Genomic DNA, 19,663 nt, shown 5'->3' with positions numbered 1-19,663 from the left:
TTATAGATTGTAACTATGATATTTAAAAAGGGGCGTATCAAGCTCTGTATTGAGTAATGATACGCCCCTTTTTTAGTCTTTTGAGGGTACTCAAATTTTAAATTATAAGTTCATATCTTCAAAAATTGAGTTTTGACACACCCTCATTTTTATTATTCGATGAATTTGTTGTCAGTTCCGGCTTACCTGTTTCACTCCTTTTACCGTCCGCAGCTTCTTGATAAGCGTTTCCAACCTTCCCGTATCACCGACCATAATTGTCAGAGTCCCCGAAAACAGTCCGTCGTGCGAATCGATGCCGATGGAGCGTAGCGTGATTCCGTTTTCCTTCGATATGATGGAAGTGATATTCGTCACGATACCGATATCATCATGTCCGACCACACGCAACGTGATGGGGTATTGTGTACCTTCCGACTTACCTGCCCAGCGTGCTTTTACAATTCGATAGCCGAACCGTTCGTGCATCTGGTTTGCATTCGGGCAGTCTTTCCTGTGAATCTTGATTCCTCCGCTTATTGTGACAAAGCCGAACACATCGTCGCCGTAAATAGGGTGGCAGCACTTGGCGAGTTTGAACTCCAGCCCTTTCAGGTTTTGGTCGATGACGAGCACATCCTCTTTCGAAGCCGTCTCTTCCTGCGCCACTTGCATATTGTATCCTTCGGCACTGCGGTACACGATTTCGTCGTGTGTGTCGCTATCCCGCTTTTGTTGCTCGATGTATTTATCCAGTACTTCGTTGATGTCCAGTGCTTCATCGGCTATTTTCTGATAGAAGTCCGTCACGATTTTGAATCCCAACCGCTTGATGAGGCGCATCATGGTCGCTTCGTCATACTCTAACTTGCGGTTTTTGAACTTCCGTTCCAACGTCTCCTTCGCAAAAGCGTGCTGGCGTGCTACCATCTCTTTGAGTGCCTGCTTAATCTTTGTGCGGGCTTTGGAGGTGGTCACGATATTCAGCCAGTCCTGTTTCGGCGTCTGGGTGTTTGACGTCATGATTTCCACCTGGTCGCCACTGTTCAGTTTTTGTTTCAACTGAGCGTTCTTGCCGTTTACTTTGGCGCCGATACACTTGCATCCCAATTTGCTGTGGATGTGGAAAGCAAAGTCGAGCACAGTGGCGCCCTTTGCCAATTTAAACAAGTCGCCTTTGGGGGTAAACACAAAAACTTCGTCCTCGTAAAGATCCATCTTGAACTGATCCATTACTTTCATCGAGTCGTTGTCGGCGTTCTCTAATGCTTCGCGCACGGAGGTCAGCCATTCGTCCAGTCCCGTTTCCCCTTTGATGCCTTTGTAGCGCCAGTGCGCTGCCAGTCCGCGTTCGGCTATTTCGTCCATGCGGCGGGTACGTATCTGTACTTCCACCCATTTCCCTTCCGGCCCCATCACGGTGATGTGCAACGATTCGTAGCCGTTGCTCTTCGGAATGGAGAGCCAGTCGCGCAGACGTTTCGGGTTGGGCTGGTACATATCCGTCACGATGGAGTACACCTGCCAGCACTCCTGTTTCTCTTTTGCCGGGTCTGGTTCCGAGTCGAGGATGATGCGGATGGCAAACAAGTCGTAGATACCTTCAAACTGGGTCTTTTGCTTCTGAATTTTATTCCATATCGAGTGTATGGACTTGGTGCGTCCTTTGATGTCGAATTTCAGTCCCGCTTCGGTCACCTTCTTCTTGATAGGCTCGATAAAAGCGGCGATATACTTGTCGCGCGACGCTTTTGTTTCGTTCAGTTTCTCCTTAATATAGTAATAGGTATCCCGTTGCGTATATTTCAGCGACAGGTCTTCGAGTTCCGATTTCAGTTTATAGAGTCCCAATTTGTGTGCCAACGGGGCGTACAGGTAGGCGGCTTCGTTTGCCACTTTGTTGCGGTCCTCCTCGTTGGGAGCATTTTTGATTTGGCGCATCACGTTCACGCGGTCGGCAATCATAATCAGGATTACGCGCATATCCTCGGCAAACGAGAGTAGGAGGTTGCGGAAGTTTTCCGACTCTATCGCCGGACTCTTGGCATACAGTTCGTTTGTTTTTACCAGCCCTTTGATGATGCTTGCCACATCCTCGCCGTATTCATTGCCCACTTCTTCGATGGACAGGATATGTGCCTTCACTATCTCGTGCAGCATGATACCAATCAGGCAGGAGCCTTTCATCCCGATTTCGCCGGCAACGATGACTGCCGTTTGTAAATCTCTGATAACAGGATTCATTCCGAAGTTATTGCGTTGCAACCCGTTGCCCTGGGCAGCTTTGATGAGATGTTGCTTCAGTCGTTGGCAGTCCTGCCTGGAAATGCTGTCTCCGGCAGCTCTTACCAGATGCCGGTAGAGTGAAAAAAGCTCCTTTTTTTCCTCTGGTGTAAAAAAGTCGTCCATATTCAATCTTGTTAATTCGACGTAAAATTACTTTTTTTATTGGTTATACGGCAAGAAGTAAATAACATTTTGTATTTTTGGGCATCAATTAATAAAATTAGATATTATGATGACGACACAAGACAAAGAGTTGCTTACCCGTAAAGGCATTACGGAAGCACAGATAGCCGAACAGTTAACTTGTTTCCGCACGGGGTTTCCTTTCTTAAGGCTGGATGCTGCCGCTTCTATCGAAAAAGGTATCTTGGCACCCGACGCCGAAGAGCAGAAAGCATACTTGGCAGCGTGGGATGCATATACGGATACAGATAAAAATATAGTCAAGTTTGTCCCTGCTTCGGGCGCAGCGAGCCGTATGTTCAAAAATTTGTTTGAGTTCCTCTCTGCCGGTTACGACTGTCCGACCACTTCGTTTGAGCAGACTTTCTTCGCTGGGCTTCACGACTTTGCTTTCTATGACGACCTCAATGCGGCTTGCCTCAGCACGGCAGGAAAGAATATCCCCGCACTTATCGAAGCGGGCAATTATAAAGTTGTCGTAGCCGCTTTGCTTGAGACTGTCGGACTCAATTACGGCGCACTCCCCAAAGGACTGCTCAAATTCCATAAATACCCCGAAGGTGCCCGCACTCCGTTGGAAGAACATCTTGCCGAAGGTGCCATGTACGCAGCCGGCAAGAGCGGCAAAGTAAACGTGCACTTCACCGTATCAACCGAACACCGCGAGCTTTTCGAGAAGTTGGTAGACGAAAAGGCAGGCGAATTTGCCAAACGTTACGGCGTGGACTATTGCATCACCTTCTCCGAACAGAAACCGAGCACCGACACCATTGCCGCCGATATGGACAACCAGCCTTTCCGCGACAACGGCAACCTACTTTTCCGTCCGGGCGGACACGGTGCACTGATTGAAAACCTCAACGACCTCGACGCCGATGTCATCTTCATAAAGAACATCGACAACGTAGTGCCTGACAAGTTGAAAGGGGACACCGTTACCTATAAGAAACTGATTGCCGGCGTACTTGTCTCCCTGCAAAAACAGGCGTTTGAATACCTCGAACTGCTCGATAGCGGCAAATATACCCACGAACAAGTGATGGAAATCCTGCACTTCCTGCAAAAGAAACTCTTTTGCAAGAATCCCGAAACGAAAGACCTCGAAGATTCCGAACTCGCCATCTACCTGAAGAACAAACTGAACCGTCCGATGCGCGTTTGCGGAATGGTGAAGAACGTAGGCGAACCAGGCGGAGGTCCGTTTCTTGCGTACAACAGCGACGGAACCATCTCCCTGCAAATCCTTGAAAGTTCGCAAATCGATATGAACGATCCCGAAAAGAAGGAAATGTTCGAGAAAGGCACACACTTCAATCCGGTGGACTTGGTATGTGCTGTGCGCGATTATAAAGGCAACAAGTTCGATTTGGTGAAATACATAGACAAGGCAACCGGCTTTATCTCTTACAAATCAAAGAGCGGCAAGGAACTGAAAGCGCTTGAACTACCCGGCTTGTGGAACGGTGCAATGAGCGACTGGAACACCATTTTCGTGGAAGTGCCTCTTGCTACCTTCAATCCGGTGAAGACAGTGAACGACTTGCTGCGCGAGCAACACCAATAATTAACTCTAAATTTTCACCACAGAGGACACAGGGTTCCACTGTTTTTTTTTCTTTCATTTGTATTTGTGTGCATCTGTTGCTCTGTATGTAAAACTCTGTGGAACTCTGTGTCCTCTGTGGTGAAACAATATATCCTCCATGAATCAGATTGAAAAAATCATAGACCTTGCCACTTGGAACCGGAAAGAGCACTTCGAGCATTTCAGTGCCTTTGATGATCCGTTTTTCGGAGTGACGGTCAACGTCGACTGTACCCGCACACATCGGGACGCCAAGAATAAAGGCATATCTTTCTCCCTTTTACTTCTTCATCGCATTATAACGGCTGCTGCTAAGGTCGAGGAATTTCGCTACCGCATTGAAGGCGACAGAATCGTGTGCTATGATAGTCTGCTACCCGAAGCCACCGTGGCTCGTGCCGACCATACGTTCTCTTTTGCTGCTTTCGACTACCATCCGGATGAGTTGACTTTTGTCCGTTGCGCAAAATCCGAGATGGAACGCCTGCAAGCTACCACCGGACTGAACAAAGGCGGAACTTTTCATCCCAACGCCATCCATTATTCGGCGGTGCCGTGGCTTGCCTTCACGGATATGAAGCATCCTACTTGTATGCGTTCGGGCGACAGTGTTCCCAAAATCTCTACCGGAAAATATTTTCGAGAAGGAGAGAGGTTGTTGCTGCCCATCTCCGTCACCTGCCATCACGGGCTGATGGACGGTTATCATGTTGCCAAGTTCATCGAACTTCTCGACTTATGACCGTTGTTGTTCGGGCAGTACGTGGAGTTCTTCACCTAAAAGAAACCATATATCGTCGAAATATACTACTTTTGCATCATTAACATCTAAAAACGCTCAAGATAATGAAGAAAATATTGTTACTCGGTTCAGGAGAACTTGGAAAAGAGTTTGTAATCTCGGCTCAACGCAAAGGACAGCACATCATTGCCTGCGACTCTTATGCAGGAGCTCCGGCTATGCAGGTGGCGGATGAAGTCGAAGTGTTCGATATGCTGGACGGCGAAGCATTGGAACGTGTCGTCGAGAAACACCGTCCGGACATTATCGTGCCCGAAATTGAAGCCATCCGTACCGAACGTCTCTACGACTTTGAGAAAGAAGGCATCCAGGTAGTGCCCAGTGCCCGTGCCGTTAACTTCACGATGAACCGCAAAGCCATCCGCGACCTTGCAGCGAAGGAGCTCGGACTGAAAACCGCCAACTATTTCTACGCCAAAACACTCGAAGAACTGAAGGAAGCTGCCGGGAAAATCGGCTTCCCCTGCGTGGTGAAACCATTGATGTCTTCCTCCGGCAAAGGCCAATCGCTCGTAAAGAGTGCCGACGAGCTTGAACACGCCTGGGAATACGGATGCAGCGGTAGCCGTGGTGATATCCGCGAACTTATCATCGAAGAGTTTATCAAGTTCGACAGCGAGATTACGTTGCTTACTGTCACCCAGAAGAACGGTCCCACTCTGTTCTGCCCGCCTATCGGACACGTGCAGAAAGGTGGTGATTATCGCGAGAGCTTCCAACCCGCTCACATCGACCCTGCCCATCTGAAAGAAGCCGAAGAGATGGCGGAAAAAGTGACCCGTGCACTGACAGGTGCAGGCTTGTGGGGTGTAGAGTTTTTCCTGAGTCATGAGAACGGGGTCTACTTCTCCGAACTTTCACCGCGTCCGCACGATACGGGTATGGTTACTTTGGCAGGTACGCAAAACCTGAACGAATTTGAACTTCATCTTCGTGCCGTGCTTGGATTGCCTATCCCCGCCATCAAGCAGGAGCGGATAGGAGCGAGTGCCGTAATCCTTTCGCCCATTGCCAGCCAGGAGCGTCCTCAATACCGCGGATTGGAAGAGGTGACAAAAGAAGAAGATACCTATCTACGTATATTCGGCAAACCGTACACCCGCGTCAACCGCCGCATGGGAGTGGTGCTTTGCTATGCTCCGACGGGTTCCGACCTTGATACATTGCGCGACAAGGCGAAGGCAATTGCCGAACGGGTGGAAGTCTATTAAAAAAAAGTATACCTAATATTGCAGAGAGAAAGCCGGTGGAGATATATCCATCGGCTTATTCTTTATAACTGCTGTTCCAAGCATTGGAAACTGTTGTTTCAAGCATTGGGAACTGTTGTGCCATATATTGTGGCACCATTGTGTCTGGTAATTGACACAAATGAAGATATTAATCCAACTCTCCCCATTCCTTTATCATCTTTGCTCGTATCCCGTCGTTTTTGGTTTCCATCGTCCCCAAGTTGACGGGAGCGAGCGGTGTGCCTATTCCATAAAAATGATTGGCAATGAGAGGAAAGCGGTACACGCCTTGCGGGTCGATGATTCCCGTCCCATTGCCGGTAGAAGAATTGGTGTCGTCGCTGCCCGAGAGGGTGACGCGCGTTGAGCGTAATGTGTTTCCGGCGGCGTCTGCAATTTCCACTTTCAACGTATAGTCGCCGTTGTTCACTGCCGTAGGGGCAGGAACCGGCAATACATAAGCCCTTTTGGACAGTGTGGCGGCAGGCAGTGTGCCTGCGGGTACGGGTATTTGCACCAATACGTGCCCGTTGGTCGAAGCGGCAAGAGGACTGGTGATGTAATCCTTGAAAACCGGAGTCTGACTACGTTGCAGCAGGGGAACACTTTTGTTCTGCCGGGTATAGAGCGTGATACGTATGGCGGCCACGGCGGTAGTTCCGATGACGGTGTTTAGGCCGTCGCCACTGCTGTTGAGGGTCAGGGTGAGTGTCTGACCGGGTTGGGTAACTGCGGGACTCTCCATCGGAAGAGTTTCGTCATTGCTACAAGCTGTCAGCATCATAGCGGCAACAGCAGATAAAAACAAATAATTTCTCATTTAAGCTAAGTTTTAGAATTAAATAATGAGTGAAAAAAACGAGATTATTCTATATCCAGGTCATAGATGATTTCCCAAGCGGCATCTACGAGCAGGTAGATGTTGAAGTCCTTTTTACCGTTGTCGTAAACATACCTCAAGGCAGTCAGCTCGTTACGTTTCAGGGTGACGTTCACATTTTTGGGAGTAAGAGTAGGGGTGGTCCGGTCTGCCTTATCGTATAAATCGAGATGCACGGATGATTGGTTCTCTTCGACGGAAGGAGCCAGGACAGTGTGCAGAAGAATCTCCGGAGAGGCGTTCCAGGTGTTTTGTTTACGTATGGTGACCGGATTCGCGTATTTGAACTTATGGTTCACACGTTCGTATATCTGCCCGATGCTGTTGGCTTCGTAGCGCACGGCGGCGGGCAGGTCGACGATTTGAATCAATAACTTTCCGGTGGTACGTTGCAGTGCCAATGAGTGGTAGAAGTGTTGCCCGTCGTACACTAAGGTGTCGTGTGCCAGATAGACATCGTTTGCTTCTGCCTGACCGGTATGCAGGATACCGGTCAACGACTGCTCCTTTAATTGCGACTGCTCTTTCAGTCCGCCCCATACGGTCAGTGCATACGTGCCGAAAGGTAGGTCTTCGTGGAAAGTAATGGATTTGAAGGGCTTTAACCTTCCTTAATCAATCTGTCGAGAATGCAGTATGTATCGTAGTTATGGAAAGTACCAACGGAATGAAGGAACTTGACCGTCACAGCGCGCATATTCCATCCACCGTGACCCTTCTAAATTTGAAGACCTGACAACCGTATAGGAGGTTCTTTTCACCAGTATCGAAGTTGTCGCCCTGTTCGAACCGTATGCCAAAGGCGGTAAAATCGGTTTGTTCGGTGGTGCGGGCGTAGGAAAAATGTTTAACTTTGTGGCGGAAGACATTTGGAACATAAAGATGAAAAAAGAGATAAAATATAGTAAGAGGATTTTTGCAATATGGATAGGTGCTGTTATTATGGTAATGCTTTTTTGGGGAGCAATATTGCATGATAGTGTCCGTCAAGGGCGTGCCGAAGCAAAAGAAGTGGCTATACGAACGTTGTGCGGAGTTGCGGAGCAGGTGGTGAGTCGGGAATTTGAGGGACTGGGGAAATGCCAGATATTTTTGGGGGATAATGGTGAAAAGCATACCAAGCGGAAAGCTGTATCGGAGGCTGGTGTATTTGAAATAGAAGTCGATTCATTGAAAGAGGCGCAAGGATTATATTCGTTGGATTTTGTAGGGATTAAGGCCGGTTTACTGAATTGCTATGGAAAATTCCCGTTGGAGAAGATATATATGGAGTGGAAATCTGAAATGGATTCTCGGTATAGTGGAGTTATGTGTGCCCTTTCTCTGACGGTGCATCCATTAGGCCACGATGGTTTGCGGGAATTCTTTGTGGGGGATAATGCTATTGTTACTTCGCGCTACGATTTGGGCACTTACTATTTGGATGAAATGTACACTATGAGATTGACAGCCTACATGATGTCTGGCTTTTGGTGTTGTGTGGATTGGACAAATACTCTATGGTTGGTGCTTTCAGGTCTTCTTTTATTCATAGGATTGGGGGGATATCTCAGATTTCGGAAGAATGAAAAGGAAAAGATTCCAAATGTGTTGGCAACTACTTATCGGTTTGGAGAATATATATTTGATTTCGTAAACCATACATTGACCCATCGAGGAAAGTGTGTGGAGTGTAAGCCGCAAGCTGCAAAGTTATTGTTGGGTTTTGCCAAAACGTCTGACCTCTTTTTGACAAATGATGAGATTGCTGTTATTTGTGGTTGGGGGGTAACGGATTTGAATTTGGACGAACGCCGTCGAAAGGCAATCAGTCTATTAAATAAATTATTTGTAGGAGACGATTCCGTTCAAATTCGTTCTGTACCAGAGAAAAAAGGGTATCAAATGATTATAAGTAAATAATGTCAGTTCAATATAACTATTAATTTTATAGAACTCAATTATAACGTTGCATACACACGCATGAGCCTTATATAAAACTAATCTTTTTCCTGCGATGGCCTGTCGGCTGTAATGCGAATGTCTGTTGGTTTTCTTACTAAAATTTATTCGTCTGACTATAGTGGTCTTTTCGTCTGACTATAGTCAGACGAAAGAAACACTACAGTCAGACGCAAGTTCAACTATAGTCAGACGAATAAATTTATGCATCCCGGCCGTTAGTCTGTAGGCAACGGAAAATTAAATCGTAGGTAATTCTCCGCTAACCGATAGGTGAACGTAGGCATCCACGAAGATTTGAGAGACTTGTTTCCCCGATGTGTGTCTTATAACCCTTACGTGTCTGCCGTAACCAACGAATATTGATTCACAAGACTTTCCAGACATTGTTCATTCAATAACTTCATTGCAAATACATTGTCAGCTATAGCAGCCTATCGTTTCTTTGAAAAGAAACCCGCCATTGATGTGAAATTCATCAATGACGGGCAACTGGATATGTTCTGATTATATCGAACTTGCGTTAAATAAGTGTTTGAATATTATTGATTTAAGTAAATGAAACAGGGCGTGATTTTTTTTTCACGCCCTGTTTACTAATGTTTGTTCGTTGTTTCCAATCTTTCCTTTTATCTTTGTTGCAAAACTAAAATAAAGATACTATGAAACGATTTAAATTAAAATTAGTAGGATTATCGGCTGTTTGCGCCCTTTCTGTTTTAGGTTATGTTCAAATGAACCATTCGGAAAAATTGGACGATTTACTATTGGAAAATATAGAGGCATTGGCTGCCGATGAAAGTGTAGCTCGTGTAGTGTGTATTGGGAGTGGTTCAATCGTTTGTCCTATTATTGAACAAGAAGTAGAACATGTGCGCATTTTTATACTCAGTCTCGTTAGTCTGTCCATTTTGTTTTTTTCTTCTTGTGTACAGAGGCTCGTGGAAACTCCTTGCTGCGGATGTATAGAGTTCAGATGCAATGAATAAAAAGAAAATATAAAAAGGGAATGGAGAGGAGCGGGCGGCTAACGTTTTGTTGGTCCATTGCGTACCGCCCGTTCCGTAACCCACCCAAGAAAGGAGGTTTCGGTAAAGATAGCGATTTAAATTGAACAAGCAATATGTTTGCTTTTCCGTTGAAAGGATAGATACGGGAGAAAACAGAATTATTTAATAAACTAAATAAAATAGCAAAATGAAGAAATTTATCAAAATAGCATTTGTTGCATTTGTTGCAGCAGTTGCGGGATATGGTGTATATACGAATCAGAAAGTTGATACAATGTCTGATTTGATGTTGGCGAATGTGGAAGCGTTGGCAAGTGGTGAAAGTTCAGAAACAGGAACTTTGTATGGTAATGCTGAAGGTACACGTTATTGTTGTTGTCCCGGTACTAGAACTTGTGGTGCTGCGGCTTGCTCTAATTGTTAAATTTTAAACATGAGAGGGTTGTAAAAATATTAGCAATCCTCTTTAATCTATATTATAATTGAAATTTTATGAATCGTTTTTTATTATTTATATGTCTTTTTTTCTTGGTTTCATGTAATGTGCAAAGTACAAAAGAAACAGACGTTTCATCTTTGAATATTGATTTTGCTTCAATGCAGCCCTCTTTGGATATATCGTCCATATCTTCATCGATAAGATATATACCATTGGAAACGAATGATTCAATTATCATAGATGAGCCGATCCAAGTATTGATTAAGAAGGGATATGTATATGTGGCGGATAACTCTGCTGTGTACAAGTTTGATATGGAGGGGAATGTGTTGGCATCTTTGCGGCATCGGGGAGATGCTCCGGACGATTATTTATCAATAACCGACATCCAAATAGATGAGATGGAAAACATTTGGATTTTGAGTAGAAACAACCAATCGTTGTTTAATTATTCTTGGGATGGAACTTTGTTGAAAAAGGTAGAACTGAACGCTTGGGGAGCTAAAATAAGTCTGTTGAGCGAAGGGAAAATGTTGTTGTATATCGGTAATGAAAAGGACAAGGATAATTCACATCAATTATTGTTAGTGGATTTGAATACGGGAACAATAGAAGGACGAAGTCTTGTCATTGACGAACTGAAAGCAAATTATTTGCATGTGAAATCGCAAAATAATTTTTCACAAGGTGAAGAAACGTTTTTTTATCAAATATTTAACGATACAATTTATACGATGCCAAACTCTGGAGTTGCTGTACCTGCTTTTAGAGTATGTTTGGATAACAAGAATATCCCGATTGATTTCTTTCAACATAAGTATCGAGATATAATGGACTTCTATCAAAACCTGTTTAAAGAAAATTATGCTTATGGAATCAATTTCTTTTTGAAGCATGAGTCACAATGTTGGTTATCCTTTTTCTATAATAAGCACACTTATTGGTGGATAGCAGATGGCAATCGTGAAAGGGCAAGTAATGTTGTTATTGATGACACATACTTGTTTGGATATGAAATAGGTTTGGATGGGACTCCTTTCTTTGTTCAAGAAAATAGTGTTGTAATACCTCTATATCCTCAGATGATAATGGAATATGCGACCGAGCATTTGGATATGGATAAACAGTCAGAAATAAGGGAACGTATAAACTATAGTGGTGATGATCAAAATTTAGTATTATTACAGATTGGAATGGAATAAGAAGAAATGGTTGTTTTTAGTAGGAGTATATTGCTATCAGTATTGTGTTTATGTTGTTTCTCATGCCAAAAAAACAAACGACTGAGATAAGAACATACTTATATCGGCATAAACAATCTTTTGGAGCTTGCATTGATTTGCAGGATAGCCTGAATGTTCTTAATCGTTTTCCTTCACAACAAGAATTCCAAACTTTTCTATTGGATAAGGATAATAAAGTAGTAGCCATCGGCAATCCCATCCATAATCCCAAAGTGAAAGAACTCTACCTGAATATTATTCAAGGTAAACAGATAGGACGAGAAGATAAAAGCAAGCATATAATGACCAAAGTGAGTATAGACCGAAACTCTGTTTCGATGGGCAGTGTCAACTGGCAGGAGGAGCAAAAGGCAGTTTTCACCTTAAAGAATATGGGCGATAAGCCTTTGGTGATACAGGACGTCACCACCTCTTGCGGTTGCACTACCGTATCCTATTCCAAAGAGCCTTTGCAGCCGGGCGGTGAAACCACCCTGGAGGTGGTTTATAAGGCCGAACGCCCCGAACACTTCGATAAGACAATCACTGTATATTGCAATACGGACAATTCTCCGTTGACATTGAAGATTGTTGGGGATGCCAGATAATAAATAAAGAGTAATCATGCAAATGTCTCCAAGTAAAACATTCCGGTGTTTCCCGTTATGCGGATGCTTGATGCTTTTGCTTTTCATGTCTTGTCGTCGGGATGTCGCGTTGGAGCGCGCCTTGACACTTGCCGGTGACAATCGGCAGGAATTGGAATATGTGTTGCAGCACTATAAGGATGACAGCCTGAAACTCGCTGCCGCCCGTTTCCTGATAGAGAATATGTCCTACCACTTCTATGAGGAGGAGTTTTATGCGCTACCCAGTGGGGAGAGATACCGTCCACGGCTGACGGATTTCCCCACGGAGGAGGCGGGTAAGGCACACCTTGATTCGCTGGCAAGGGCGGGGTGTATGGCGGAACGTCATCGTTACAGGGACATCCGGACACTAGACGGCGCCTTTTTGGTACGAAACATCGACCTTGCCTTCGAGGCGTGGCGGAAGCCTTGGGCGAAGCAGGTGCCTTTCTCTGTTTTCTGCCAGTACATATTGCCGTACCGCATCAGCCATGAATACCCTTCGGGTCTCAGGAAGGAGATGATGGACAAGTTCACCCCCTTGCTCGACTCTGCCGGAGTCTCCACTCCGCTGGAAGCGTGCTCGTTGCTGAACGCGAGGTTGGGAACCTTGATGAAGTATAAAAAGAACTCTCTTCCTTTTTATCCTACCATAGAGGAGACGTATGCCTGGGGAGGTGCCCGGTGCGAAGGATTGTGCGACTTGGGTCTGTTCGTCATGCGTGCTGTGGGCATCCCTGTGGCTATGGATAAGACCCTTTGGACGCGCATAGATTGGGGGCACAACTGGGGAGCTGTGTGGCAGGACGGACGTTTCCACTGCTTTGCTCCTAGAGAGCAGTTGCCGGGTGAGTATCTGCCAGTATTGAACGGTCGAGGATATTTAAGACCCGGCAAGGTATACCGCTCCCATTTCGGTCTCTGTTCTGTACCTAGCGGAGAGGAAAGTGCGGACGACGGTTATGCCATCTGGTTGAAAAGTCCCTTGCTGGAGGACGTCAGCCCGGAGTACCTCGAACGTCCCGTCGATGTTCGCGTGGCTACCGACCGCATCCGGGAGTTTGCGTATACATCGGGTCAGGTCTATCTGTGCGTCTACAATTATTATCGGTGGGAGCCCGTTGCCATGGGGTGCCGCACCGATACGGTCTGCCTGTTCCGCCAGGTGGGAGGCGACAACATCTTCATCGTGGCGGATTCTCCCTCGGTCGGGCAGCTCCGCTTCCTTACTGCCCCGTTCCATGTGGATGCGCACGGGCATATACGTAAGTTCATTCCTCGTATGGACCGGACACGGGCGTTTATGTTTCCGAAACGGAAAAGACTGCTCAAACGTCCGCACACGCTTCACTACTGGGATGTGGAGTCGGCTTCGTTCTCCCCGCTGGAATACAACAGCACTGCTGATTCTACCCAGAGCTATACGGATATTCCTGAGAATGCGCTGTTATGGTTCACCGTGCCCGACCGCATTGTCAACCAGCGTGTATTCTATCTGGAAAACGACAGCGTGATAACCATGAACCTGATAAGATAAGAGCAGAAGAGGAGACAGAAAAGAAGAGGATCCAATCTTTTTTATCTTTACTGCGAACCTTAAAAATAAAGATACTATGAAACGATTTATCTATATTGCTGTTTTACTATCTGTTTTGACCTCATGTTGAAATAGCTCATGCAAACTTTTGGCAGAAGTGGAGATTGACCCTGTATTGTTTAATGATAGTTTGGTAATGCTTTCTCCACTACAAATAAGGGATTTGAAATCACACATAGTGTTTGCCACACCAGGAATGGAACAAAATCTTTTGTTTTTCAATAAAACAACTCAAAAAACACAGACTTGGGGACGTATGGGCAGTGGGCCGGACGACTTTACAAGTGCTGTAATAGCCGGATGTAAAGATGGGAAAATGAAACTCTATGATAGTAATTTGCGGAAGTGTGTTGAGTATCAATTGCAAATGGAAGACTTGGTTCAGTTGCATCGTTTACATGAGTATAAGTATCAATCAGATTCGATTAATTTGTTGAATCTGCATATGATGGATAGTGGTGAAATGATAGGTTTTATTGGATTTGGCTGTAAAGATATGTTTGTAATGTTGGACAAAGAACTGCAACCAATCAAAACTTTTGGTACAGTTCCGGTTGAAGGTCTTCCCGAAAAGAATAATCTGCAAATGTATGGATGGTTTGCATCCTATAAAAACAAACTTTTTTTTCGCTTCTCAATTGACAGGGTATCTTGTTTGTTTCAATATAAATGCAAATGGAGAAGTTGTAAAGGAGTGGGAACGTATGCTAACGGAACCTTTGTATGATTTTCAAAGACAGAAATGGGAAAAGAAAAATCAAGATGGTTTCTATGATATTGCGGTTAATGACAAATATGTGTTTACGGCCTTTAGTGGTAAGAGTTTAGAAAATAGTAAAAAGGTGATTCCACAAAATATTCTTGTTTTTACTCATGACGGCGAGTTGGTGAAAAATATAAAAATGCGGAATGAAACAGTGGGAAAAATAGCAATTTCGGATGATGAATCAAGAATTTACATGATGGGAGCGGGTGTGTTGATGTATTACAATTTTATAGACTTGGGATTATAAAGTTGTAAACATCGAGGCTTCCAAGTAAGCTCGTTCGACAACATAGAAAAAGAAGCATGGTGAGAAGAACATACTTCTTTTGTTTTTGGAAGTCACTTTCTTGATAAAAATAGCTGAACAAAAACTGCGCTTGTCTGTTTATTTATTACAATGTAAGATTTCAATAGGAACAGAGAAAGAACAATATAAATAAAAGATTGCTTATGTCACAGATTATCGGACATATATCTCAGGTTATCGGCCCTGTGGTCGACGTATATTTTGAAGGTACGGATGCAGAACTGAAACTGCCGGCCATCCACGATGCGCTGGAAATAAAAAGGCCGAATGGTAAGATACTAATAGTGGAAGTACAGCAACACATCGGTGAAAATACGGTACGTACCGTAGCTATGGACAGTACCGACGGACTTCAAAGAGGCCTGGAAGTGTATCCTACAGGCAGCCCCATCACCATGCCCGTCGGCGAGCAGATTAAAGGCAGGCTGATGAACGTGGTCGGTGATTCGATTGACGGAATGAAGGAACTTGACCGCCACGGTGCATATTCCATTCATCGCGACCCTCCTAAGTTTGAAGACTTGACCACCGTGCAGGAGGTTCTTTTTACAGGTATCAAGGTTATCGACCTGCTCGAACCGTATGCCAAAGGCGGTAAAATCGGTCTGTTCGGTGGTGCAGGCGTAGGAAAGACGGTACTGATTCAGGAACTTATCAACAATATCGCCAAGAAGCACAACGGATTCTCAGTGTTTGCTGGAGTAGGCGAGCGTACGCGTGAGGGCAACGACCTGTTGCGTGAAATGATTGAATCGGGCGTTATCCGCTACGGTGAAGCATTCAAGGAGAGCATGGAGAAAGGGCACTGGGATCTTTCAAAAGTAGATTACGGCGAACTGGAGAAATCGCAGGTATCGCTAATATTCGGTCAGATGAACGAACCTCCGGGAGCACGTGCTTCCGTGGCGTTGTCGGGACTGACGGTAGCCGAATCTTTCCGTGACGCCGGAAGCGAAGGTGAAAAGCGCGATATCCTGTTCTTTATTGATAATATTTTCCGTTTCACGCAAGCTGGTTCGGAAGTGTCCGCCCTGTTGGGACGTATGCCTTCAGCCGTTGGCTACCAACCGACGTTGGCAACGGAAATGGGTGCGATGCAGGAACGCATCACCTCTACCCGCAAAGGTTCCATCACTTCCGTACAGGCGGTATATGTGCCTGCCGACGACCTGACAGACCCGGCTCCCGCAACGACTTTCAGCCATTTGGACGCCACTACCGTGCTCGACCGTAAGATTACGGAACTCGGCATCTATCCGGCTGTAGACCCGTTGGCTTCGACTTCTCGTATCCTTGACCCACATATTGTAGGGCAGGAACATTACGACGTAGCGCAACGAGTGAAACAGATTTTGCAACGTAACAAGGAGTTGCAGGATATCATCTCCATCCTCGGTATGGAAGAACTATCGGAGGAGGATAAGACGGTAGTGAACCGCGCCCGCCGTGTGCAGCGTTTCCTTTCACAACCCTTTGCCGTAGCCGAACAGTTTACAGGTGTGCCAGGTGTGATGGTGACGATTGAAGATACGGTGAAGGGATTCAAGATGATTTTGGATGGTGAAGTGGACTATCTGTCCGAACAGGCCTTCCTAAATGTCGGCACCATCGAAGAAGCGATAGAGAAAGGTAAGAAATTGCTGGAACAGGCAAAGAAATAAAAATAGAGAGTGATGAAGGAACTGCATTTGAGTATAGTATCGCCAGAGAAGAGTATCTTCGACGGAGATGTGAGGATTGTTACATTGCCAGGTACGATTGGTTCATTTTCCATTCTTCCGGGGCATGCGCCCATTGTCTCGTCATTGAAAGCGGGAATGTTGGGTTACACCACGACGGAAGGAGAAGAGCATACGATGGATATTCAGGGTGGTTTTGTCGAACTGAGCGATGGAACGGTTTCCGTTTGTATCGCTTGATGGAAAGTATGGAAGAAACATGAAACAGTTGCATGACATAATAGCTTCGTTGGTATTGTTCTGCCTGATGACGGCAGTCGGCGTACCAGTGCTTGCACAAGAACGGGCGGAGGAAATGCTTCCACCGACGGTAGATGTGAAGGAAATCGTATTCGGACATATTGGTGATTCGTACGAATGGCACATTACAACATGGGGCAAGACGCAGATTACTATACCGTTGCCTATCATTGTTTATAGTACCAGTTCAGGTTGGCATACGTTCCTTTCCTCCCGTCTCGAAGAGAATGGCGGCACGTACGAGGGTTTTTCCATCGCTCCCGAAGGAAGCAAGTACGCAGGCAAATTGGTGGAATATGATGTGGCAGGCGAGCAGGTTCGTCCCTGGGATATTTCGATTACGAAAGTGACGCTCGCCTTGCTGTTCAACAGTCTCTTGCTGCTGGCGATTGTGCTGAGTGTGGCGCATTGGTACAGGAAACGTCCGCAGGGAGCGAAGGCACCAGGTGGATTTGTGGGATTCATGGAAATGTTCATCATGATGGTGAACGATGACATTATCAAGAGCTGTGTCGGACCGAACTACCGTAGGTTTGCCCCGTATCTTCTGACGGCGTTCTTCTTTATCTTTATCAATAACGTGATGGGGGTGATTCCGTTTTTCCCCGGTGGTGCGAACGTGACGGGGAATATTGCCGTTACAATGGTGCTTGCCGTATGTACCTTCTTGGTGGTCAACCTCTTCGGGACAAAGCACTATTGGAAATACATTTTCTGGCCCGATGTGCCGTGGTGGCTCAAAGTGCCTGTGCCGATGATGCCGTTTATTGAATTCTTCGGAATCTTTACGAAGCCGTTTGCTCTGATGATTCGTCTTTTTGCCAATATGCTGGCGGGACATATGGCGATGCTCGTGCTCACCTGCCTGATATTTATCTCGGCAAGTATGGGACCTGCGCTTAATGGCACGCTCACGGTGGCTTCCGTCTTATTCAATGTCTTTATGAATGCGCTTGAGTTGTTGGTTACTTTCATACAGGCGTATGTATTCACCATGCTTTCGGCAGTGTTTATCGGGTTGGCACAGGAGGGTGCGGAGGTAAAGGCGGAAGAGAAGTAAAAAAGAGAAAACAAAGAATATAAACCATTTTAAAACTAAAAATTATGATTCTATCAGTATTGTTACAGGCCACTGCGGCAGCAGTAGGAGTAAGTAAATTGGGTGCAGCCATCGGCGCTGGTCTTGCAGTAATCGGAGCCGGTGTGGGTATTGGAAAGATTGGCGGTTCGGCTATGGAGGCCATTGCGCGCCAGCCGGAATCATCGAATAACATTCGTATGAATATGATTATCGCCGCCGCCCTGATTGAAGGGGTAGCGTTGCTGGCGGTAGTTGTTTGTCTGTTGGTATTCTTCCTCTGAGCCTATGTCATTACTATTACCTGACAGTGGCCTGCTGTTCTGGATGTTGCTCTCATTCGGGGTGGTGTTCGTGATATTGGCGAAGTATGGTTTTCCTGTCATCATCAGGATGGTGGAAGGCCGTAAGACCTATATCGACCAGTCGTTGGAGGTGGCGAGAGAAGCCAATGCCCAGTTGTCCAAACTCAAAGAAGAGGGAGACGCGCTGGTGACTGCCGCCAACAGGGAGCAGGGACGCATCCTGAAGGAAGCCGTGCAAGAGCGTGACAAGATTATTCACGAGGCACGCAAGCAGGCCGAGATAGCCGCACGGAAAGAACTGGATACAGCGAAACAACAAATTCAGATTGAAAAGGATGAGGCTATCCGCGACATCCGCCGCCAGGTGGCTCTCCTTTCGGTCGACATTGCCGAGAAGGTGCTTCGCAAGAATCTTGCGGACCGCGAATCGCAGATGGGCATGATTGACCGGATGCTGGATGAAGTATTAACCTCAAAAAAGAACTGAAGAAGATGGAAGTCGGAATACTCTCGATGCGTTATGCGAAAGCGATGCTTGAGTATGCGCGGGAAAAAGGTGTGGAAGACAGGGTATATCAGGAATTTCTGACCTTGTCCTACTGTTTTTATGCTCAACCCGGTCTGTGCGAAGCGCTTGAAAATCCTGTTGTCACGACAAAGGAGAAGTTGGCGTTGGTATGCACTGCTGCCGACGGCGACGGTAAGCCGACAAGGGAGTTTGTCCGCTTCATTACTTTGGTACTGAGAAACAGACGTGAGGGATATTTACAGTTTGTCAGCTTGATGTATATGGATCTTTACCGGAAACTGAAACATATCGGAACCGGCAAACTGACTACCGCCGTGCCTGTGGATAAGGAGACGGAAGAGCGGATTCGCTCGGCAGCTGCGCATATCCTGCACACGCGGATGGAAATGGAGACGGTGGTAGACCCGTCTATCGAAGGCGGATTTATCTTCGATATCAATGACCTCCGGCTGGACGCGAGTGTCGCCACACAGTTGAAACGGGTGAAACAACAATTTATTGATAAGAATAGGAGAATTGTATAATGTCTGAGAATATAAGAGTAAGCGAAGTGTCCGACATATTGCGCAAGCAGCTCGAAGGTATCAACGCCAATGTGCAGTTTGACGAAATCGGGACGGTGCTCCAGGTGAGCGACGGCGTGGTACGTATCTACGGGTTGCGGAATGCCGAAGCAAATGAATTGCTGGAGTTTGATAATGGTATCAAAGCCATTGTGATGAACCTTGAAGAAGATAATGTAGGTGCCGTATTGTTGGGACCGACGGACAGAATCAAGGAAGGATTTATCGTGAAGCGTACCAATCGCATTGCTTCCATCCGTGTGGGAGAGGGGATGCTGGGGCGTGTTATTGACCCGTTGGGCGAACCGTTGGACGGCAAAGGACTGATTGGCGGCGACTTGTACGATATG

General features: G+C 46.0%; 20 protein-coding genes and 3 pseudogenes. 20 read left to right on the top strand and 3 right to left on the bottom strand.

Annotated elements, in window-relative coordinates; all coding sequences use genetic code 11:
• Positions 1–171: 171 nt before the first annotated feature.
• Positions 172–2,388: a RelA/SpoT family protein gene (locus QZ331_RS08545; RefSeq protein WP_294629508.1), complete on the bottom strand. Its 2,217-nt coding sequence runs from the start codon at positions 2,386–2,388 to the stop codon at positions 172–174.
• 106 nt (positions 2,389–2,494) lie between these two features.
• On the opposite strand from QZ331_RS08545, the gene QZ331_RS08540 reads away from it, so the two are divergent.
• The 3 genes from QZ331_RS08540 to purT all read left to right on the top strand — a co-directional run bounded on the left by QZ331_RS08540 (position 2,495) and on the right by purT (position 6,046).
• Positions 2,495–4,012 (top strand): DUF4301 family protein, encoded by a 1,518-nt coding sequence (locus QZ331_RS08540; protein ID WP_294629507.1) that lies wholly within the window; start codon positions 2,495–2,497, stop codon positions 4,010–4,012.
• 139 nt (positions 4,013–4,151) lie between these two features.
• Positions 4,152–4,775, top strand: a complete 624-nt coding sequence (locus QZ331_RS08535; protein ID WP_294629506.1) for a chloramphenicol acetyltransferase — start codon at positions 4,152–4,154, stop codon at positions 4,773–4,775.
• Between the two features lie 104 nt (positions 4,776–4,879).
• On the top strand, positions 4,880–6,046 hold the full coding sequence (gene purT / locus QZ331_RS08530) for a formate-dependent phosphoribosylglycinamide formyltransferase (protein ID WP_294629505.1): 1,167 nt from the start codon (positions 4,880–4,882) through the stop codon (positions 6,044–6,046).
• Between the two features lie 169 nt (positions 6,047–6,215).
• Here the strand turns inward: purT and QZ331_RS08525 are convergent, their stop codons facing one another.
• The gene (locus tag QZ331_RS08525) at positions 6,216–6,887 is read right to left on the bottom strand and encodes a hypothetical protein (RefSeq protein ID WP_294629504.1); all 672 of its coding nucleotides are present in this window, start codon (positions 6,885–6,887) and stop codon (positions 6,216–6,218) included.
• Between the two features lie 44 nt (positions 6,888–6,931).
• Positions 6,932–7,444: a hypothetical protein gene (locus QZ331_RS08520; RefSeq protein WP_294629503.1), complete on the bottom strand. Its 513-nt coding sequence runs from the start codon at positions 7,442–7,444 to the stop codon at positions 6,932–6,934.
• A 146-nt stretch (positions 7,445–7,590) separates the two neighbouring features.
• Between QZ331_RS08520 and QZ331_RS08515 the strand changes: the two are divergent.
• The 17 genes and pseudogenes from QZ331_RS08515 to QZ331_RS08435 form a co-directional block, all read left to right on the top strand.
• Positions 7,591–7,790, top strand: a pseudogene (locus tag QZ331_RS08515) (F0F1 ATP synthase subunit beta); the annotation flags it as partial.
• Between the two features lie 39 nt (positions 7,791–7,829).
• Entirely contained in the window at positions 7,830–8,849 is a 1,020-nt protein-coding gene (locus tag QZ331_RS08510) for an LPXTG cell wall anchor domain-containing protein (RefSeq protein ID WP_294629533.1), read from the top strand.
• 417 nt (positions 8,850–9,266) lie between these two features.
• Positions 9,267–9,395, top strand: a pseudogene (locus tag QZ331_RS08505) (IS982 family transposase); the annotation flags it as partial.
• 155 nt (positions 9,396–9,550) lie between these two features.
• The gene (locus QZ331_RS08500) at positions 9,551–9,877 is read left to right on the top strand and encodes an NVEALA domain-containing protein (RefSeq protein ID WP_294629502.1); all 327 of its coding nucleotides are present in this window, start codon (positions 9,551–9,553) and stop codon (positions 9,875–9,877) included.
• Positions 9,878–10,085: 208 nt separating this feature from the next.
• The gene (locus tag QZ331_RS08495; RefSeq protein WP_294629501.1) at positions 10,086–10,322 is read left to right on the top strand and encodes an NVEALA domain-containing protein; all 237 of its coding nucleotides are present in this window, start codon (positions 10,086–10,088) and stop codon (positions 10,320–10,322) included.
• A gap of 68 nt (positions 10,323–10,390) precedes the next feature.
• Positions 10,391–11,539: a 6-bladed beta-propeller gene (locus QZ331_RS08490; RefSeq protein WP_294629500.1), complete on the top strand. Its 1,149-nt coding sequence runs from the start codon at positions 10,391–10,393 to the stop codon at positions 11,537–11,539.
• 200 nt (positions 11,540–11,739) lie between these two features.
• On the top strand, positions 11,740–12,168 hold the full coding sequence (locus tag QZ331_RS08485; RefSeq protein ID WP_294629499.1) for a DUF1573 domain-containing protein: 429 nt from the start codon (positions 11,740–11,742) through the stop codon (positions 12,166–12,168).
• Between the two features lie 22 nt (positions 12,169–12,190).
• Positions 12,191–13,726 carry a transglutaminase domain-containing protein gene (locus tag QZ331_RS08480; RefSeq protein WP_294629498.1) on the top strand — a complete coding sequence of 512 codons (1,536 nt, stop codon included), beginning with the start codon at positions 12,191–12,193 and terminating at the stop codon, positions 13,724–13,726.
• Between the two features lie 148 nt (positions 13,727–13,874).
• Positions 13,875–14,513: a hypothetical protein gene (locus QZ331_RS08475; protein WP_294629497.1), complete on the top strand. Its 639-nt coding sequence runs from the start codon at positions 13,875–13,877 to the stop codon at positions 14,511–14,513.
• Positions 14,491–14,799 carry a hypothetical protein gene (locus tag QZ331_RS08470; RefSeq protein WP_294629496.1) on the top strand — a complete coding sequence of 103 codons (309 nt, stop codon included), beginning with the start codon at positions 14,491–14,493 and terminating at the stop codon, positions 14,797–14,799. The genes QZ331_RS08475 and QZ331_RS08470 overlap by 23 nt, the downstream gene beginning before the upstream one ends.
• 203 nt (positions 14,800–15,002) lie before the next feature.
• Positions 15,003–16,520, top strand: coding sequence for a F0F1 ATP synthase subunit beta (gene atpD / locus QZ331_RS08465; protein ID WP_294629495.1), 1,518 nt, complete (start codon positions 15,003–15,005; stop codon positions 16,518–16,520).
• 12 nt (positions 16,521–16,532) lie between these two features.
• On the top strand, positions 16,533–16,778 hold the full coding sequence (gene atpC, locus QZ331_RS08460) for an ATP synthase F1 subunit epsilon (RefSeq protein WP_294629532.1): 246 nt from the start codon (positions 16,533–16,535) through the stop codon (positions 16,776–16,778).
• Positions 16,779–16,797: 19 nt separating this feature from the next.
• Positions 16,798–17,898 (top strand): F0F1 ATP synthase subunit A, encoded by a 1,101-nt coding sequence (gene atpB, locus QZ331_RS08455; RefSeq protein WP_294629494.1) that lies wholly within the window; start codon positions 16,798–16,800, stop codon positions 17,896–17,898.
• A gap of 44 nt (positions 17,899–17,942) precedes the next feature.
• On the top strand, positions 17,943–18,200 hold the full coding sequence (atpE, locus tag QZ331_RS08450) for an ATP synthase F0 subunit C (RefSeq protein ID WP_294629493.1): 258 nt from the start codon (positions 17,943–17,945) through the stop codon (positions 18,198–18,200).
• A gap of 4 nt (positions 18,201–18,204) precedes the next feature.
• On the top strand, positions 18,205–18,708 hold the full coding sequence (atpF, locus tag QZ331_RS08445) for a F0F1 ATP synthase subunit B (protein ID WP_294629492.1): 504 nt from the start codon (positions 18,205–18,207) through the stop codon (positions 18,706–18,708).
• A gap of 5 nt (positions 18,709–18,713) precedes the next feature.
• Entirely contained in the window at positions 18,714–19,274 is a 561-nt protein-coding gene (locus QZ331_RS08440) for a F0F1 ATP synthase subunit delta (RefSeq protein WP_294629491.1), read from the top strand.
• Positions 19,274–19,663 (top strand): annotated as a pseudogene (locus QZ331_RS08435) (F0F1 ATP synthase subunit alpha); the annotation flags it as partial. The gene QZ331_RS08440 and the pseudogene QZ331_RS08435, both read left to right, overlap by 1 nt.

This window comes from uncultured Bacteroides sp. (assembly GCF_910586915.1).
Classification (GTDB): domain Bacteria; phylum Bacteroidota; class Bacteroidia; order Bacteroidales; family Bacteroidaceae; genus Bacteroides.
The sequence above is the reverse complement of the archived record's forward strand: the minus strand, read 5'-3'. Positions and strand labels throughout refer to the sequence as shown.

Coding starts and splice junctions, on each gene's coding strand:
- QZ331_RS08545 (WP_294629508.1), bottom strand. CDS start 2,388: ATGGACGACTTTTTTACACCAGAGGAAAAAAAGGAGCTTTTTTCACTC.
- QZ331_RS08540 (WP_294629507.1), top strand. CDS start 2,495: ATGATGACGACACAAGACAAAGAGTTGCTTACCCGTAAAGGCATTACG.
- QZ331_RS08535 (WP_294629506.1), top strand. CDS start 4,152: ATGAATCAGATTGAAAAAATCATAGACCTTGCCACTTGGAACCGGAAA.
- purT (WP_294629505.1), top strand. CDS start 4,880: ATGAAGAAAATATTGTTACTCGGTTCAGGAGAACTTGGAAAAGAGTTT.
- QZ331_RS08525 (WP_294629504.1), bottom strand. CDS start 6,887: ATGAGAAATTATTTGTTTTTATCTGCTGTTGCCGCTATGATGCTGACA.
- QZ331_RS08510 (WP_294629533.1), top strand. CDS start 7,830: ATGAAAAAAGAGATAAAATATAGTAAGAGGATTTTTGCAATATGGATA.
- QZ331_RS08500 (WP_294629502.1), top strand. CDS start 9,551: ATGAAACGATTTAAATTAAAATTAGTAGGATTATCGGCTGTTTGCGCC.
- QZ331_RS08495 (WP_294629501.1), top strand. CDS start 10,086: ATGAAGAAATTTATCAAAATAGCATTTGTTGCATTTGTTGCAGCAGTT.
- QZ331_RS08490 (WP_294629500.1), top strand. CDS start 10,391: ATGAATCGTTTTTTATTATTTATATGTCTTTTTTTCTTGGTTTCATGT.
- QZ331_RS08480 (WP_294629498.1), top strand. CDS start 12,191: ATGTCTCCAAGTAAAACATTCCGGTGTTTCCCGTTATGCGGATGCTTG.
- QZ331_RS08470 (WP_294629496.1), top strand. CDS start 14,491: ATGCTAACGGAACCTTTGTATGATTTTCAAAGACAGAAATGGGAAAAG.
- atpD (WP_294629495.1), top strand. CDS start 15,003: ATGTCACAGATTATCGGACATATATCTCAGGTTATCGGCCCTGTGGTC.
- atpC (WP_294629532.1), top strand. CDS start 16,533: ATGAAGGAACTGCATTTGAGTATAGTATCGCCAGAGAAGAGTATCTTC.
- atpB (WP_294629494.1), top strand. CDS start 16,798: ATGAAACAGTTGCATGACATAATAGCTTCGTTGGTATTGTTCTGCCTG.
- atpE (WP_294629493.1), top strand. CDS start 17,943: ATGATTCTATCAGTATTGTTACAGGCCACTGCGGCAGCAGTAGGAGTA.
- atpF (WP_294629492.1), top strand. CDS start 18,205: ATGTCATTACTATTACCTGACAGTGGCCTGCTGTTCTGGATGTTGCTC.
- QZ331_RS08440 (WP_294629491.1), top strand. CDS start 18,714: ATGGAAGTCGGAATACTCTCGATGCGTTATGCGAAAGCGATGCTTGAG.